The 13,687-nt window shown below is 58.7% G+C and carries 15 protein-coding genes and 2 rRNA genes (1 of these 17 cut by a window edge); 9 read left to right on the forward strand and 8 right to left on the reverse strand.

Annotated elements, in window-relative coordinates; translation table 11 throughout:
- Together HYPDE_RS18245 and rrf are read left to right on the forward strand one after the other, a co-directional pair.
- Nucleotides 1-2,123: ribosomal RNA gene (locus tag HYPDE_RS18245) — 23S ribosomal RNA — on the forward strand (it extends 676 nt beyond the left edge of the window).
- Between the two features lie 151 nt (nucleotides 2,124-2,274).
- Nucleotides 2,275-2,389 (forward strand): 5S ribosomal RNA (rrf, locus tag HYPDE_RS18250).
- Nucleotides 2,390-2,557: 168 nt separating this feature from the next.
- Here rrf and HYPDE_RS18255 read toward each other — a convergent pair.
- Nucleotides 2,558-3,364, reverse strand: a complete 807-nt coding sequence (locus tag HYPDE_RS18255; protein ID WP_280109725.1) for a linear amide C-N hydrolase — start codon at nucleotides 3,362-3,364, stop codon at nucleotides 2,558-2,560.
- Nucleotides 3,301-3,615: a linear amide C-N hydrolase gene (locus HYPDE_RS19720; protein WP_280109726.1), complete on the reverse strand. Its 315-nt coding sequence runs from the start codon at nucleotides 3,613-3,615 to the stop codon at nucleotides 3,301-3,303. The genes HYPDE_RS18255 and HYPDE_RS19720 overlap by 64 nt, the downstream gene beginning before the upstream one ends.
- A 237-nt stretch (nucleotides 3,616-3,852) precedes the next feature.
- Here HYPDE_RS19720 and HYPDE_RS18260 point away from each other — a divergent pair, with 237 nt between their 5' ends.
- The 3 genes from HYPDE_RS18260 (at nucleotide 3,853) to HYPDE_RS18270 (ending at nucleotide 5,784) form a co-directional block, all read left to right on the forward strand.
- Complete coding sequence (locus tag HYPDE_RS18260) at nucleotides 3,853-4,332, forward strand: aminoacyl-tRNA deacylase (RefSeq protein ID WP_015600037.1); 480 nt, start codon at nucleotides 3,853-3,855, stop codon at nucleotides 4,330-4,332.
- 230 nt (nucleotides 4,333-4,562) lie between these two features.
- Nucleotides 4,563-4,946: a cupredoxin domain-containing protein gene (locus HYPDE_RS18265; RefSeq protein WP_015600038.1), complete on the forward strand. Its 384-nt coding sequence runs from the start codon at nucleotides 4,563-4,565 to the stop codon at nucleotides 4,944-4,946.
- Between the two features lie 7 nt (nucleotides 4,947-4,953).
- Nucleotides 4,954-5,784, forward strand: coding sequence for an FTR1 family iron permease (locus HYPDE_RS18270; RefSeq protein WP_015600039.1), 831 nt, complete (start codon nucleotides 4,954-4,956; stop codon nucleotides 5,782-5,784).
- A 54-nt stretch (nucleotides 5,785-5,838) separates the two neighbouring features.
- On the opposite strand, the gene HYPDE_RS18275 is transcribed toward HYPDE_RS18270, so the two are convergent.
- A complete protein-coding gene (locus tag HYPDE_RS18275; protein ID WP_015600041.1) occupies nucleotides 5,839-6,306 on the reverse strand; it encodes a DUF1348 family protein in 468 nt (155 codons plus the stop codon).
- A 117-nt stretch (nucleotides 6,307-6,423) separates the two neighbouring features.
- Between HYPDE_RS18275 and HYPDE_RS18280 the strand changes: the two genes are divergently transcribed.
- Nucleotides 6,424-6,744 (forward strand): carboxymuconolactone decarboxylase family protein, encoded by a 321-nt coding sequence (locus HYPDE_RS18280; RefSeq protein ID WP_041320647.1) that lies wholly within the window; start codon nucleotides 6,424-6,426, stop codon nucleotides 6,742-6,744.
- Between the two features lie 77 nt (nucleotides 6,745-6,821).
- Here the strand turns inward: HYPDE_RS18280 and ubiB are convergent, their stop codons facing one another.
- The 3 genes from ubiB to ubiE form a co-directional block, all read right to left on the reverse strand.
- A complete protein-coding gene (ubiB, locus tag HYPDE_RS18285; protein ID WP_041320649.1) occupies nucleotides 6,822-8,414 on the reverse strand; it encodes a 2-polyprenylphenol 6-hydroxylase in 1,593 nt (530 codons plus the stop codon).
- Between the two features lie 213 nt (nucleotides 8,415-8,627).
- Nucleotides 8,628-8,921, reverse strand: a complete 294-nt coding sequence (locus HYPDE_RS18290) for a hypothetical protein (RefSeq protein ID WP_041321507.1) — start codon at nucleotides 8,919-8,921, stop codon at nucleotides 8,628-8,630.
- A gap of 126 nt (nucleotides 8,922-9,047) precedes the next feature.
- A complete protein-coding gene (gene ubiE, locus HYPDE_RS18295; protein WP_144061320.1) occupies nucleotides 9,048-9,830 on the reverse strand; it encodes a bifunctional demethylmenaquinone methyltransferase/2-methoxy-6-polyprenyl-1,4-benzoquinol methylase UbiE in 783 nt (260 codons plus the stop codon).
- A 77-nt stretch (nucleotides 9,831-9,907) separates the two neighbouring features.
- Between ubiE and mutM the strand changes: the two genes are divergently transcribed.
- Nucleotides 9,908-10,789: a bifunctional DNA-formamidopyrimidine glycosylase/DNA-(apurinic or apyrimidinic site) lyase gene (mutM, locus tag HYPDE_RS18300; RefSeq protein WP_015600046.1), complete on the forward strand. Its 882-nt coding sequence runs from the start codon at nucleotides 9,908-9,910 to the stop codon at nucleotides 10,787-10,789.
- Here mutM and HYPDE_RS18305 read toward each other — a convergent pair.
- Together HYPDE_RS18305 and HYPDE_RS18310 are read right to left on the reverse strand one after the other, a co-directional pair.
- Nucleotides 10,780-11,409 (reverse strand): hypothetical protein, encoded by a 630-nt coding sequence (locus HYPDE_RS18305; protein ID WP_041320651.1) that lies wholly within the window; start codon nucleotides 11,407-11,409, stop codon nucleotides 10,780-10,782. The two genes, mutM and HYPDE_RS18305, sit on opposite strands and share 10 nt — an antisense overlap.
- Nucleotides 11,410-11,447: 38 nt before the next feature.
- Entirely contained in the window at nucleotides 11,448-12,032 is a 585-nt protein-coding gene (locus HYPDE_RS18310) for a hypothetical protein (protein ID WP_015600048.1), read from the reverse strand.
- Nucleotides 12,033-12,333: 301 nt separating this feature from the next.
- Here HYPDE_RS18310 and rpsT point away from each other — a divergent pair, with 301 nt between their 5' ends.
- Both rpsT and HYPDE_RS18320 read left to right on the forward strand, forming a co-directional pair.
- Nucleotides 12,334-12,600: a 30S ribosomal protein S20 gene (gene rpsT, locus HYPDE_RS18315; protein ID WP_015600049.1), complete on the forward strand. Its 267-nt coding sequence runs from the start codon at nucleotides 12,334-12,336 to the stop codon at nucleotides 12,598-12,600.
- Between the two features lie 630 nt (nucleotides 12,601-13,230).
- Nucleotides 13,231-13,674, forward strand: a complete 444-nt coding sequence (locus tag HYPDE_RS18320; protein WP_015600050.1) for a rhodanese-like domain-containing protein — start codon at nucleotides 13,231-13,233, stop codon at nucleotides 13,672-13,674.
- Nucleotides 13,675-13,687 lie beyond the last annotated feature (13 nt).

A 13,687-nucleotide genomic window follows, 5' to 3' on the forward strand; every position in this document is an offset into this window, starting at 1 on the left:
AGTCTGAACAGGGCGTTCAGTTCGTCGGATTAGACCCGAAACCTGTCGATCTTGCCATGGTCAGGTTGAAGGTGGGGTAACACCCACTGGAGGACCGAACCGGTGTCTGTTGAAAAAGCCTCGGATGAACTGTGGCAAGGGGTGAAAGGCCAATCAAGGCAGGAAATAGCTGGTTCTCCGCGAAATCTATTTAGGTAGAGCCTCAGATGAATACTCCAGGGGGTAGAGCACTACATGGGCTAGGGGCCCCTACAGGGTTACCAAACCTAAGTAAACTCCGAATACCTGGAAGTACTATCTGGGAGACACACGGCGGGTGCTAACGTCCGTCGTGAAGAGGGAAACAACCCTGATCGCCGTCTAAGGTCCCCAAATCACTGCTAAGTGTGAAAGGATGTGGGAATCCCATAACAGCCAGGATGTTGGCTTAGAAGCAGCCATCATTTAAAGAAAGCGTAACAGCTCACTGGTCTAAACAAGGGTTTCTGCGCCGAAAATGTAACGGGGCTAAAGCAGTGTACCGAAGACGCGGGTGTGCAGCAATGCACGCGGTAGCGGAGCGTTCCGTAAGCCTGTGAAGGGAGACCCGTGAGGGCTCCTGGAGGTATCGGAAGTGCGAATGCAGACATGAGTAACGAAAGAAGTGTGAGAAACACTTCCTCCGAAAGTCCAAGGGTTCCTGCGTAAAGTTAATCTGCGCAGGGTTAGCCGGCCCCTAAGGCGAGGGCGAAAGCCGTAGTCGATGGGAACCACGTTAATATTCGTGGGCCAGTGGGTGTGTGACGGATGCAGCAAGTTGTTGAGGCTTATCGGATTGCCGAGGCAGCGAATGTGTCCCTGGAAATAGCCCCCACGTAGACCGTACCCGAAACCGACACAGGTGGACTGGTAGAGAATACCAAGGAGCTTGAGCGAAGTGTGCTGAAGGAACTCGGCAAATTACCTGCGTAACTTCGGGAGAAGCAGGCTATCTCTTCGGGCAACCGGAGGGATAGGGCACAAACTAGGGGGTGGCGACTGTTTACCTAAAACACAGGGCTATGCTAAGTCCAACGACGACGTATATGGCCTGACGCCTGCCCGGTGCTGGAAGGTTAAGAGGAGAGGTTCACGCCTTGAATCGAAGCCCCAGTAAACGGCGGCCGTAACTATAACGGTCCTAAGGTAGCGAAATTCCTTGTCGGGTAAGTTCCGACCTGCACGAATGGCGTAACGACTTCCCCACTGTCTCCAGCACACACTCAGTGAAATTGAATTCCCCGTGAAGATGCGGGGTTCCTGCGGTTAGACGGAAAGACCCCGTGCACCTTTACTGCAACTTTGCACTGGCAATCGTGACTGCTTGTGTAGAATAGGTGGTAGGCTTTGAAGCTTGGGCGCTAGCTCGAGTGGAGCCGAAATGTGAAATACCACCCTAGTGATTATGGTTGTCTAACCGCGGTCCGTTATCCGGATCCGGGACAGCGCATGGTGGGCAGTTTGACTGGGGCGGTCGCCTCCTAAATTGTAACGGAGGCGTGCGAAGGTGGGCTCAGGTTGGTCGGAAATCAACCGTCGAGTGCAATGGCATAAGCCCGCCTGACTGCGAGACTGACAAGTCGAGCAGAGTCGAAAGACGGCCATAGTGATCCGGTGGTTCTTTGTGAGAGGGCCATCGCTCAACGGATAAAAGGTACGCCGGGGATAACAGGCTGATGACGCCCAAGAGTCCATATCGACGGCGTCGTTTGGCACCTCGATGTCGGCTCATCACATCCTGGGGCTGGAGCAGGTCCCAAGGGTATGGCTGTTCGCCATTTAAAGTGGTACGTGAGCTGGGTTCAGAACGTCGCGAGACAGTTCGGTCCCTATCTGCCGTAGGTGTAGGAGAATTGAGAGGATCTGTCCTTAGTACGAGAGGACCGGGATGGACGCACCTCTGGTGGACCTGTTGTCGTGCCAACGGCACAGCAGGGTAGCTATGTGCGGACGGGATAACCGCTGAAGGCATCTAAGCGGGAAACCCACCTCGAAACGAGTTCTCCCTCGAGAGTCGTGGAAGACCACCACGTTGATAGGCCGGGTGTGGAAGCGCTGCAAGGCGTGTAGCTTACCGGTACTAATAACTCGATTGGCTTGATTGCTCTCATTTAGCAATGCTCATCGATTGTTTGTTCTGCATGTCGCGAGAGCTCGCGACGCGGGATAAGCAAGGCGCCGTTCTCACGAGCGCCACGATGAGCGTAGGACTTACAGAAAGACCAAAGATCAGAAGTCATATGACGTCTCCGCCGACCTGGTGATTATGGCGGGGTGGCTGCACCCGATCCCATTCCGAACTCGGCCGTGAAACGCCCCTGCGCCGATGGTACTTCGTCTCAAGACGCGGGAGAGTAGGTCGTTGCCAGGTCTGCCGAGACGTCATGTGAATTTCAGAAAATGAAGTCAATCACCTCTATCGATCGAATTAAAACGCGCCGCTGTGCCTTGTGCCAACGGCGCGTTTTTGTTTACCCAGGTGCGGCAGCCCGAGACCCGACGCGCATCGTGTGTCGATCAACACAAAGCAGCGCCGCGATCAGAACTGCGCTTTGTCGATCTTCGCGAATTTGCCGCTGACGTCGCCGGAAAGCGCGATGTTGTCCGGATTGAGCTGCATCACCGAAGCACCGGGGTTCAAATCGAACTTCGAGAGATCTGCCCAGATCACGTTTGGACTCGTCGTCAATTCGAAGAAGTAGCGCTTGTCAGTCAGATCTATCGCCGTGCGGTATTTGGTGTTGTAAATTCCGAAGCCCTTGTAAGGGGCGCCGAACGGTACAGACACGTTTCGGGAGATCGCGAGAACGCCGGCGATGGCTTCGCGCTGGTTTTTCGGCTCGGGCAGTAGAGCGGAATAATATGCCGCGCGCTGAAAGCGATCTGTGGGCCTAACGTTTCCAGGCAACGGCGTGTCACTGCTCGGTTTTGAGAAATCGTGCTCTTTCAGAAGCGCGAGTTGTTGATCATACGTCGGATCGTTCGTCATGATCGTGTATTGGCGTCCGTGATGAACGACCGGCTTGCTGTCGATATGTTCGACGATAGCCGAATCGCCGGTCGCGTCCTCCATCGCCAAGTGCACCGTGCCTTTGTGGCCCCGCGCTTCAGCCATCACCACCTGTATGTTTTCGAGAGCCTTCAGCGCCTCGTCGACGGTTGCAGCGTTGTCGAGAACGTATTGGCCCCAAAGCGTGACGACGCCACCGGGTTTGCTCGCGTCGCGATGTCCGAATTCGGCGGCGTTGAGATAGAGCAGATGGATCGCGAGCCCCTTCTCGTTCAATCCGTCGACGGCGCTATGCCATAGACGGTCGTGACAATGCTGCCGTACTTGGCGGTCCATTTGGCAGGGTTCTCTTTGACGACTTCGTCGGAGCCGACGCGTCCGCCATCGCGTGCCGATCCGCGAGGAAATACGGTGAGCGTGGGCTCCGTCGATTCCGGCCAATCCATCGTCCGGCCGCTCACGACAGCGAGCTTGTTCGTATTCCATAAGACGCGCGTGCATGCCGCTGCGATATCGGGCGCGGCCGTGATGGTGATTGCTGTCAGAAGAAGACCGGCTGCGGTAGCCGTTGCGAACATTTGTTTCATCGGACGCTCTCTGAAATTGAATCAGGACGAGGCTGAGAGAACAGAGTTTCGCAAGTGTTGAATTCGTGCGGTGGGAGCGGCGTTTATGTCGAGGTGGTTAACCCGCATGCTTTATTCGGAATTATTGCAGAGCAGGCGCGCTCCGATGGCAGTCCATCGGCATTGCGGCGTTCGCCTACGCCAACTATGATTGACGCCCTAATAAGTCACCAATCTGCTAGCGAACGGAGATGTGGCATGGGTATCGCAATCTCGTTGCAGCAATATCTCGACGGTCGCGGTGTCGCTTTCGATGTTACGACCCACGAACGGACCCTTTCCGCCCTTGCGACGGCGCGGGCAAGTTCGATCCCCGAAGACAATCTGGCAAAAGGCGTCTTGATGAGGCGTGAGGACGGCTATCTTCTGGCCGTCGTGCCGGCGTCCTATCGCGTCGAATTGGACGTGCTATCCGCATGGCTTAAGCAGCCAATCGTGCTCGCGTCCGAGACGGAAGCCTCGGCTATCTTTGGCGACTGCGAGATCGGTTGCGTCCCGCCTCTTGCGGGCGCCTACGATTTATCGGCGGTGATGGACGACAGTCTCGAGGATTGCACGGACATCTATTTCGAGGGCGGCGATCACCGCACACTCGTGCATCTTTCGGAGGGCAATTTCCAACGTCTGATGCATGATGTTCCTCACGCCCACATCGGCGCGCGCAACAGTCGCCGTTGATGTTTCGAGATACTCGGCTGAGGCCGAACCAGCAGGTCCATATGCGTCAGAGTGGACCTGAGGTTGGGTGTTTGCCACGTCCTCTTTGGAACCACTCCAAAGTGTTGGAGTGCGACACGACGGCCAAGACTCCTTATAGCGGTATTGTTCTTGACTATTTTTGTTGGCATAGGCTTAGCTAACAAAAACCTGATCTCGGGACCTTGAATCCTGACCTATTGGGAGTCGACATGCCATTCCGCTTGAGCGAGCATCCATTCGCTTATCTTGCAAAGATTTTCGTATTCGTTTGCGCTGCCTTTGGTTTGATCAATGCTTGCTTCGTTGCGGCCCCTGCGCGCGCAGCAGAAGAATTGGTCATTGAGATTTCGATCAAAGATCACAAGTTTGCGCCGGATGCGATCAAGCTTCCGGCAGGCAAGAGCGCGAAGCTGGTCGTGAAGAATCTCGATGCGACTCCGGAAGAGTTCGAGAGCAACGATATCGGCTTTGAAAAGGTCATCGCAGGAAACAGCGAAGCGACGATCCGGGTAAAGCCCCTCGAAGCGGGGACTTACATTTTCTTCGGTGAGTTTCACACAGACACCGCCCTTGGTCACATCGTTGTGGAATGATGATTGAATGCTTGCTGCTCTCGTTATCGTCTTTCGCGAAGTTCTCGAAGCGGGCCTGATCATCGGTGTCGTTCTGGCGGCTTCGCGTGGAATTCACGGCCGTAATGGCGCCGTTGCTTTTGGCGTCGTTGCCGGGATTCTCAGCGCGTCGATCGTCGCGGTTTTCGCTACGCGCATCTCGGATGCTTTCGACGGGCGCGGGCAAGAGTTTTTCGTCGCTGCGATCTTGCTTTTTGCCGTCGTCATGCTGGCTTGGCATGTCGTGTGGATGGCCGAGCATGCACGCGAGATGACGCAAGAGCTGCGCCAGCTCAGCAGCGACGTCGCAGCGGGAAAGCAGTCCTTATTTGCTTTGGGCGCGGCGGTCGCGATTGCGGTCATGCGTGAGGGCAGCGAAGTCGTCCTGTTCATGATGGGCATCGTGATGCAGGGGAGGGACACGTCCGGCGAACTTCTGCTCGGATCGGGCATCGGTCTTTTGCTTGGAGCCGGTGTGTCGCTGGTTCTTTATCTGGGTCTTGCAGCCATCCCGTTAAAACGCATGTTCTCGGTGACCGGCGCTCTGGTGACGCTTCTTGCCGCCGGTCTCGCGGCGTCCGCGGTGCAGCAATTGTCCAATGCGGGGTTGCTGAACGTTCTCGATACCAAGCTCTGGGATACGTCGTGGCTGCTGTCTCAGGACAGTTGGGTGGGTCGCGTTCTGCACGTGCTCATCGGCTATATGGATCGGCCGACCGGCATGCAGCTCATTGCCTACGCGATCACCGCATGCACGATTTTTTTGCTGGCTTATTGGCGTGGCACGCCGCGGGTGGCCCGTTCTTCGGTCGGTGTCTGAACGCAGGCGGTATGCCTGCGCTCGCTCCATATGCTTCGGCGCAGCAGGCCTTAGTCAGAGGCCGAGATCGGAGAGGCCCGGGTGGTCTTTCGGGCGCGGGCCGAGAGGCCAGTGATATTTGCGGTCCGATTCCGCGATCCTCATATCGTTGATGCTGGCGTGACGAACCGCCATCAGGCCGTGTGCGTCGAACTCCCAGTTCTCGTTGCCATAGGCGCGGTACCACTGGCCGCTGTCGTCGTGGAATTCGTACGCGAAGCGGACGGCAATGCGGTTGTTGTCGAACGCCCATAGCTCCTTGATCAGCCGGTAATCCAGCTCGCGGTTCCACTTTCGCTTCAGAAATTCGACGATCTGAGCGCGCCCGACGGGAAATTCGGCGCGATTGCGCCAGCGACTGTCCTCCGTATAGGCGAGTGCGACACGCTCCGGATCGCGCATGTTCCAGGCATCTTCTGCGCCGCGAACTTTCTGCGCGGCTGTCTCGCGGGTAAATGGTGGCAACGGAGGCCGGTCGGTCATCGGTCGTTCCTTTCTTTCACGACTTGGAATTCTGATGCTTGACCAGTCGCGCGAACGCCGCAACGCTTCAAGTCATTTTACGGCGTGCCAACTCTGCGGATTTAGGGAACCTTTTCCATGTACGACATATCCAATCTTTCGAATCTGCCACAGCTACGCAGTTTGTCGTCCGCTACGATGGCGGCATTCGAGAATTTCGATCGTGCTGCGATGGCGCCGGGTACGATCCCGCGGCGTTACAAGGAGCTTATTGCTCTTGCGGTCGCGATTGCCACGCAATGCCCCTACAGTCTCGAAGTACACCGGACGAATGCGGAAAATGCGGGTGTGACGGAGGCTGAGATCGCGGAAGTGATTTTTCTTGCGGCGACAATGCGCGCTACGGCGGCAATCGCTCACGGTACGCATCTCGTGGGTCCACGCAAGGCGAAGCGATGACGAGTTCGCTCCACAAGCTGGCAAACTGAATTATCATTCCGGTCGAGCGGAGTGCGGAGCCGGAAGCGAAAATCGAACTAAAGCACGCTGTAAAGCTTCAACGCGATGGCTGCGATGCCGATGGCGGCAATCCAAAGCGCAATGTCGGCGGCGCGGCTGCGGCGCGAACGCGATGCGAGGTTGTCCAATGTCGCATCGTCGAGCTTCAATCCCGACCGCGCCATTTCGGAAAATCCGGTGATCGCCTGCTCGGCTTTCTGTAACAAGCCGGGTGTTCGCATCAGGACGTCGCCGATCGTTTCGGCACCGCGCCCCACACCCTTGAGGCGGCCGAGCAGCGACATGTTGGATTCGATCCACTCCTTCGCGACGGGTTCCGCCGCGACCCACATGTTGAGCAGCGGATCGAGATCGCGCGCCACGCCTTCGACGATGACCATGCTTTTCTGCAGCAGGATCAGCTCCGGCCGTGTCTGCATGTCGAACACTTCGGTGTAGGCGAAAAGCTGACCCAGGAGATCGGCCATCGAGATTTCTTCGGCCGTGCGTCCCTGGATCGGCTCGCCGATCGCACGCATCGCTTGCGCAAATTCTTCGACCGTATGGTAGGGCGGGACGTAGCCCGCTTCGAAATGGATGGCGGCGGCACGGCGATAATCGCGCGTGATGAGGCCGTGCAGAATTTCCGCGAGAAAGCGGCGTTCGGCGAGCCCCAAGCGCCCCATGATGCCAAAATCGACCGCAACGATCCTGCCGTTGTCGTCGACGAACAGGTTCCCCTGATGCATGTCGGCGTGGAAGAAACCGTCGCGCATGGCATGGCGCAGGAATGTGCGGAGCACGGTCAGACCGAGCGCAGCGGTGTCGAACCCTTTTGCCTGCAGAGCGTCGCGATGCGAGATTGGCGTGCCGTCGATCCATTCGACTGTCAGCACGCGCTTGGCAGTGCGCCGCCAATCGACGTTTGGAACGCGGAAGCCTTCGTCGTCCTTGATGTTGCCCGCCATTTCGGAGATCGCGGCAGCTTCGAGCCGCAAGTCCATCTCGAGATCCGTCGTGTGCTTCAGGTTGTCGACGACAGCGACGGGTTTCAGGCGGCGCGCCGGCGGATAGAGACGCTCGATCAGGCGCGCGGCGAAGTAATAACTGTCGAGGTCGCGGTAGAAGCGCTTTTCGATATTCGGGCGGAGGATCTTGACGGCGACAGGCTTCCTGACGCCGCCTTCGAGAACGTAGGCTTTGTGTACCTGTGCGATCGACGCGGCGGCCACGGGCGGGCCGAACTCGACGAAATGATCTTCGAGCTTGCCGCCGAGCGCGCGCTCGACTGCGATCCTGGCTTCGGCCATCGAAAAGGGTTCGGCCTTGTCCTGCAGGTGACGCAGGTCAGCCGAGAGTTCGGGGCCGATGACGTCGGCGCGCGTGGCAAGGAACTGACCGAGCTTCACATAGCTCGGCCCGAGTTCAGTCAGTGCCGATGCAACGCGCGAGGCGCGCGGAACGTCGCGGCGGAAGGGAGCGGTGACGATCTGGATCGGCACGGTGACGGCGCGCGCGATTTTCAAAGGCAGCGGCACCGGTACGCCGCGCGGTACGAAGCGGACGCCGTGCTGCGCCAGCACGAAAGCGGCGCGCGCCAATCGCAAAGAGTTAGGAAGTGCTCCGGCCATAACCGCGAATTCATCGTCCTGTCGTCGCGGACGAGCCGCAGAGAGATGGCACAATGCGCCTCAAGCGGTTGCGGTCAAGTGAAGTCGCCGCAACGGGTAAAGATCGTTAATCGCGCTGCGTCATTGCGATGCGCCGTCGATAGGTTCTCCTACAACACAAACGGCGCCCAAGCCTTTCGGCGGGCGCCGTCGCAGAGGATGTCGGCCACCCTTTTAACGCTTGCAGAACGTCGCGCGGCCGTGGCAGGTCACCATGCCGCCGTCTGGACGGCAGTTGTAGCGCTTGTTCACGACCTTGTAACCTTCGACGTTGCCGGTTGCGAGGAAGCCCGGCCACAGACCCCAGCTCACCGACTGCACCATCGTCTCGAATGCGAACCATTTGGCTGAGTCCGCCGACGATGACGTCGCGACTGCGCCCTTCGTGACGCATCCGGCGTTGGCGATGCCGGCGCCGAACGACATCGCGGCTGCGAGCGCGGCGCACATCAGCATTTTCTTTTTCATGAGTCCCATCTCCTCCGATCGAAGAAAAAATTCTTCTTCCCACCGAGGCGGAAGCTATGAGTGCTCCTGGCAACGGTCAATCGAAGTCGCGACGTGGTGGCAAAAACGCGGTCGACGTGTGGCCGATTAGAGCTTCCAGCCGCTGTGAATTGCGGCGATTCCACCGGTCAGGTTGCGATAGCCGACGCGGGAAAATCCGGCGTTTCGAACGAGGTTCGCGAAGGCTTCCTGGTTTGGGAAGCGGCGAATGCTCTCAACGAGGTAGCGATAGGATTCGGCGTCTCCAGCGGCGAGTTTGCCGAGCCGGGGGATGATTTCGAACGAGTGAAAGTCATAGAGCCGGTCGAGAACCGGGACCTGGCACTCGGAAAACTCAAGACAAAGGAAGCGGCCGCCCGGCTTCAGGACGCGATAGGCTTCCGTCAGTGCGCGGTCGATGTGGGTGACGTTGCGAATGCCGAACGCGATCGTGTAGGCGTCGAAGCTCGCGCTTTCGAATGGCAGCGCCTCGGCGTTGCCTTCGACACAGGTGATACGATCCGAGAGCCCAGCAGCGTCGATGCGACGCCGGCCGACGCTCAGCATCTCGGGGCTGATGTCGCAGATGACGGCGGTGGTTGCGGAGCCTCCATCCGTGGCGTAGCGGATTGCTATGTCGCCGGTACCGCCCGCGACATCGAGGAGCCTGAACGGCGTCGCGCTCCTTGGCGCGTTTAACATCGTGATGAGGTCGCGCTTCCAAAGCCGGTGCAGGCCGCCCGACATCAGGTCGTTCATCAGGTCGTAGCGTTCGGCGACGGAGGCAAAGACCCCGTTGACGAGGCCTTGGCGCTCGCCTTCGGGGACGGCGCGGAAGCCGAACGAAACAGTGCTTTCGCCGTTTGATTGTGAGGAAGTATTGTCCATCATGTCGCCCAGGATAGCGGTGTCAGACGTGCCGCGCTATCGTCTCTCCAACTTAGCGTCAATCGCGGCTTTAGAAGTTTATGCCCGAACTCCCCGAAGTTGAAACCGTCCGGCGCGGCCTCGCGCCGGTTGTCGTCGGCCGTCGGATCACCGCTGTCGAAACGCGCCGCCCGGACTTGAGGTTTCCGTTTCCGGAGCGATTTGCCGAGCGGCTTGTCGGGCAACGGATCGTCGGGCTCGGCCGGCGCGCCAAATACCTGATTGCAGGGCTTTCGGGCGGCGAGGACCTTGTCATGCACCTCGGCATGACGGGCCGGTTTACGATTCTGGAGAACGGGCGGCGAGATACGCCGGGGGAATATGCGAACCGCGTCGGAGCCGATCCGGTGCACGATCATGTCGTGCTCAAACTCTCCGGCGGAGTGCACATCGTCTACAACGACCCGCGCCGGTTCGGCTTCATGGTCATGATGCCGCATGCCGAGCGATCGGAGCATCCACTCTTTCGTGGACTTGGCGTCGAGCCGCTGGGACCGGAGCTGACAGCGGACTATTTGGCTTCGCGGGCGCGCGGAAAGAAAGCCAATCTGAAATCCTTTCTGATGGATCAGCGCATCGTCGCGGGGCTCGGGAACATCTATGTTGCGGAAGCGCTGTTCCGCGCCGGCCTGTCGCCGAACCGTGCGGCGCGAGCGCTGGCGGACCGCCGCGGCGCACCAACCGAACGGGCGAAAAAACTCGTTCCGGCGATCCGCGAGGTTCTCGAACAGGCGATCGCTGCCCGCGGATCGACATTGCGCGATTATCGGGATGCGAACGGCGCATCCGGCGGATTTCAGAATTCGTTCGCCGTCTACGATCGGGCGGGGCGGACATGTCCGCGAGCCGGATGCGGTGGCGAAATCCGCCGTGTGGTACATGCGGGTCGTACGAGCTTTTATTGTCCGCGCTGTCAGCGCTGAAGCGCTGAGTGCGCCAAGCGTTCGCTCAAGGCGGCGTGGGTTTTGATGATGATGACGCTCAGGCACATCACCGCGAAGCCACCGGCCAAGAACAATTGGTTCGCTGCCCAGTCGCCTTTCACGGATGAGAGCTTTCCTGATTGGATAAGCCAGATCAACCCGAGGGCGATAGCGATCGCTTGACAGGCCGCCAGCCGAACGGCGCGGTCGATCGCGTGTGGCGTCGAGACAGAAGCATTCGGATCGGCGAGGCGCCAAAGATAAATCGCGTGCGCAACAGCGACGAGAAGCATCGCAGAACCGTATTCCCAGCCGTGCTGCCAGCGTAGCGTCGTGCCGAGATAGACTGCGTAGAATGCAAGCGCGCACCATAGATAAGCGAGCATGACGAGCAACGTCGTTTGCCACAGCGCTTCTCGCCGCGTCGTGGCAATCTTTACTGCTCCGCGCCGCCAGAGCGGCGAGTTCGTGCGAATGGCAGCGGTGACGAGAAGGATCGCGAATGCGGCTGCGGACGTCGCGGCCTCGGCCTTTTGCAAGGCGTTCGTCGTGAGATACATCGCAACCAACGCTGCCGCGAGAGTCGCGAGCAACCACGGTAACGGAGGGCGTAAGGACATGCGAAAGAATCCGAGAAAGGACTATGTCTTGGACTGCATCACACGTGCGCAGGAGAACGTAAAGCGCCGAGACTGATAGCCGCGATCGCTAGCGCGCCGAACAAGAGAATGTTGTTGCCTGCCCAATCCGCGTGAGTCACGTCGCGGGGAAATTTATGATCGACGAAAAGGCTGACGATGCCGACTGCCATTCCTGCGATCTGGACCTGCACGAGGATGCGGCCAACTTTGGCAAGCACCGGGTCGGCGCGCCCGGCGGCCCGGTCGCGGTCCAGCAGGGTCGAGAATGCAATGCTGGCGATGGCCGCAAAAGCAAATCCGATGAAGAACTGCCACCACTCGGGCCAGACTTTCTCCAGGACAAAGAGATAGATCGCGAGCACGGAAAGAGCTCCCCAAGCCCAGACCAAGCCAAGATAGCGCGCCGTCGAGCTGGCGACGGCGCTCGTCGGAGCCCCGTTGGTAATGAGCTGCTGATGGTCGCGGACAGCAAGCAGGACTATCGCCAAGGCGACGATCGCGCAGGCTGCGATATGTAGTTTCGGATCCATGAGGGCCGCCGTCAGGACGGTCGCGCAGGCTGCGACCGTCAGTCCAAACAGCCATCCAGTAAGCGACAGCATCCTCAGGCCCCCCAATCCGTTCGGGCCGCATAGGCAGCGTCCCTACCGGCTTTTTATATCCGCCTGCGGATTTCCGCGCCTGCGTTGAACCGCCGCTTGGCTGAAAAATGCGCCGACCTGTAAGAAATTCCGCATTCAGAGCGAGCGGATTAATTGACCGGCGGATGGCCGACAGCTATACCGCCCGGCAAACGTGCCTGGACGGAAAATCCGGGCCGATCAGGTTTTCTCAGCCGCGGCCCCCGTTTTGCCTTTTCCAAGGCGGCGGACGGCGCTTTTGACCAGCAGTAAGGACTTTTCCATGGCTAATACGTCGTCGGCAAAAAAAGCCGCGCGCCAGATGATCCGCCGCACAGAAATCAACAAAGCACGCCGCTCGCGCGTCAAGAGCGAGGTTCGGGCGGTCGAAGAGGCTATCAAGGCCGGCGATCAGGGTAAGGCCCTGGCGGCGCTCGCTGCAGCCGAACCGATCCTGGCGCGCAATGCCCAGAAGGGAATCATGCACAAGAAGACCGCGAGCCGGAAGGTTTCGAGGCTGGCACAACGTGTCAAGGCCATGTCTGCCTGACAACGTTCAGCGCAACGCGGGGTAATTTTTCTCCCTGTTGCATATTCGCTACGGTAAAGAGCGGGCCCGATGAGGGCCCGTTGTTTTTTAAATGTCATTAACCCTCTGGAATTGCGCGTCTCAGCGATGGTTGGAGGCCCGAGGAGGACTCGCTTGCACTTAAGCCGCGGATCGAAGCCAAGCGGAAAATGACGGCAACGTGACGGTGCAACACGATTTTTGCCCCCGTGTGGGCGCTGCCGAAATCCTCAAAGGAGTCAGTGTTTTTTTACACAGGAACTGCGACGGAACCTCGGTTCTCCAGAGTAGCTGTGGAAAACTTTCCAAGCCGCCCGCCACGCGATTTGGTGACTCGTGGCGCTTGTCGAAATATTGGTTAGCGGTTAGTTAATACGTAGTGGATGGCAGCGGGGTAATGCGATCGTTCACTGGCAAGTGTCGGCGTGCGTCGCGTCTGAAGTTTTGGTCTAATCCAGAAGCTCGGACGCATCGTCAAAATAAATAAAGATCTCTGTTTAGTCATGGGGTTCTGCTGCTGCAGAGGCCCATCGGCAAAGACTTCCCCGAACTATACTCGGGGAAGTCTTGTGTAGGTCTTTAGGTATTCTGGTAACGCGTAAGAGGGGGCTCGTGGAAAACATCGAGGCTGCCCACGTCGAGGACGTTCCCGTCCTTGAAACGTGGGAGCGTCTGAAGGCCGATCCGAAAGCAATTCTGGTGGACGTCCGCACGCGCGCCGAGTGGGCGTTCGTCGGTGTCCCGGATTTGAGCGGCCTGGGACGGGAAACGCTGTTGATGGAATGGCAGACATTCCCCGACAGCCGGATCGTCCCGGATTTTTCGGATCGGCTGGATGCGGCGCTCAAAGCCCGCGGTGCCGATAAAGGCGATCAGGTTTTTTTTATTTGCCGCTCTGGCGGCCGCAGCCGGATGGCTGCCGAGGCAATGGCCGCGTCAGGATATCGTCGCTGCCGGAACGTGGCGGAAGGCTTCGAGGGGCCAATCGATACCGACCGCCATCGGAATCAGATCGCCGGCTGGAGGCATGCCGGTCTGGCCTGGGTGCAGGGTTAGCGCCCAGAATTTT

Origin of the sequence: Hyphomicrobium denitrificans 1NES1 (assembly GCF_000230975.2) — a bacterium.
In the GTDB taxonomy this organism is placed as follows: Bacteria; Pseudomonadota; Alphaproteobacteria; order Rhizobiales; family Hyphomicrobiaceae; genus Hyphomicrobium_B; species Hyphomicrobium_B denitrificans_A.

Bases quoted from the DNA above. Each gene is read 5' to 3' on its own strand.
- HYPDE_RS18260 (WP_015600037.1), top strand. From the start codon at position 3,853: ATGGGTATCGCAATCTCGTTGCAGCAATATCTCGACGGTCGCGGTGTC.
- ubiE (WP_144061320.1), bottom strand. From the start codon at position 9,830: ATGATGGACAATACTTCCTCACAATCAAACGGCGAAAGCACTGTTTCG.
- HYPDE_RS18265 (WP_015600038.1), top strand. From the start codon at position 4,563: ATGCCATTCCGCTTGAGCGAGCATCCATTCGCTTATCTTGCAAAGATT.
- mutM (WP_015600046.1), top strand. From the start codon at position 9,908: ATGCCCGAACTCCCCGAAGTTGAAACCGTCCGGCGCGGCCTCGCGCCG.
- HYPDE_RS18270 (WP_015600039.1), top strand. From the start codon at position 4,954: ATGCTTGCTGCTCTCGTTATCGTCTTTCGCGAAGTTCTCGAAGCGGGC.
- HYPDE_RS18255 (WP_280109725.1), bottom strand. From the start codon at position 3,364: ATGGACCGCCAAGTACGGCAGCATTGTCACGACCGTCTATGGCATAGC.
- HYPDE_RS18280 (WP_041320647.1), top strand. From the start codon at position 6,424: ATGTACGACATATCCAATCTTTCGAATCTGCCACAGCTACGCAGTTTG.
- HYPDE_RS18310 (WP_015600048.1), bottom strand. From the start codon at position 12,032: ATGCTGTCGCTTACTGGATGGCTGTTTGGACTGACGGTCGCAGCCTGC.
- rpsT (WP_015600049.1), top strand. From the start codon at position 12,334: ATGGCTAATACGTCGTCGGCAAAAAAAGCCGCGCGCCAGATGATCCGC.
- HYPDE_RS18290 (WP_041321507.1), bottom strand. From the start codon at position 8,921: ATGAAAAAGAAAATGCTGATGTGCGCCGCGCTCGCAGCCGCGATGTCG.
- HYPDE_RS19720 (WP_280109726.1), bottom strand. From the start codon at position 3,615: ATGAAACAAATGTTCGCAACGGCTACCGCAGCCGGTCTTCTTCTGACA.
- ubiB (WP_041320649.1), bottom strand. From the start codon at position 8,414: ATGGCCGGAGCACTTCCTAACTCTTTGCGATTGGCGCGCGCCGCTTTC.
- HYPDE_RS18305 (WP_041320651.1), bottom strand. From the start codon at position 11,409: ATGTCCTTACGCCCTCCGTTACCGTGGTTGCTCGCGACTCTCGCGGCA.
- HYPDE_RS18275 (WP_015600041.1), bottom strand. From the start codon at position 6,306: ATGACCGACCGGCCTCCGTTGCCACCATTTACCCGCGAGACAGCCGCG.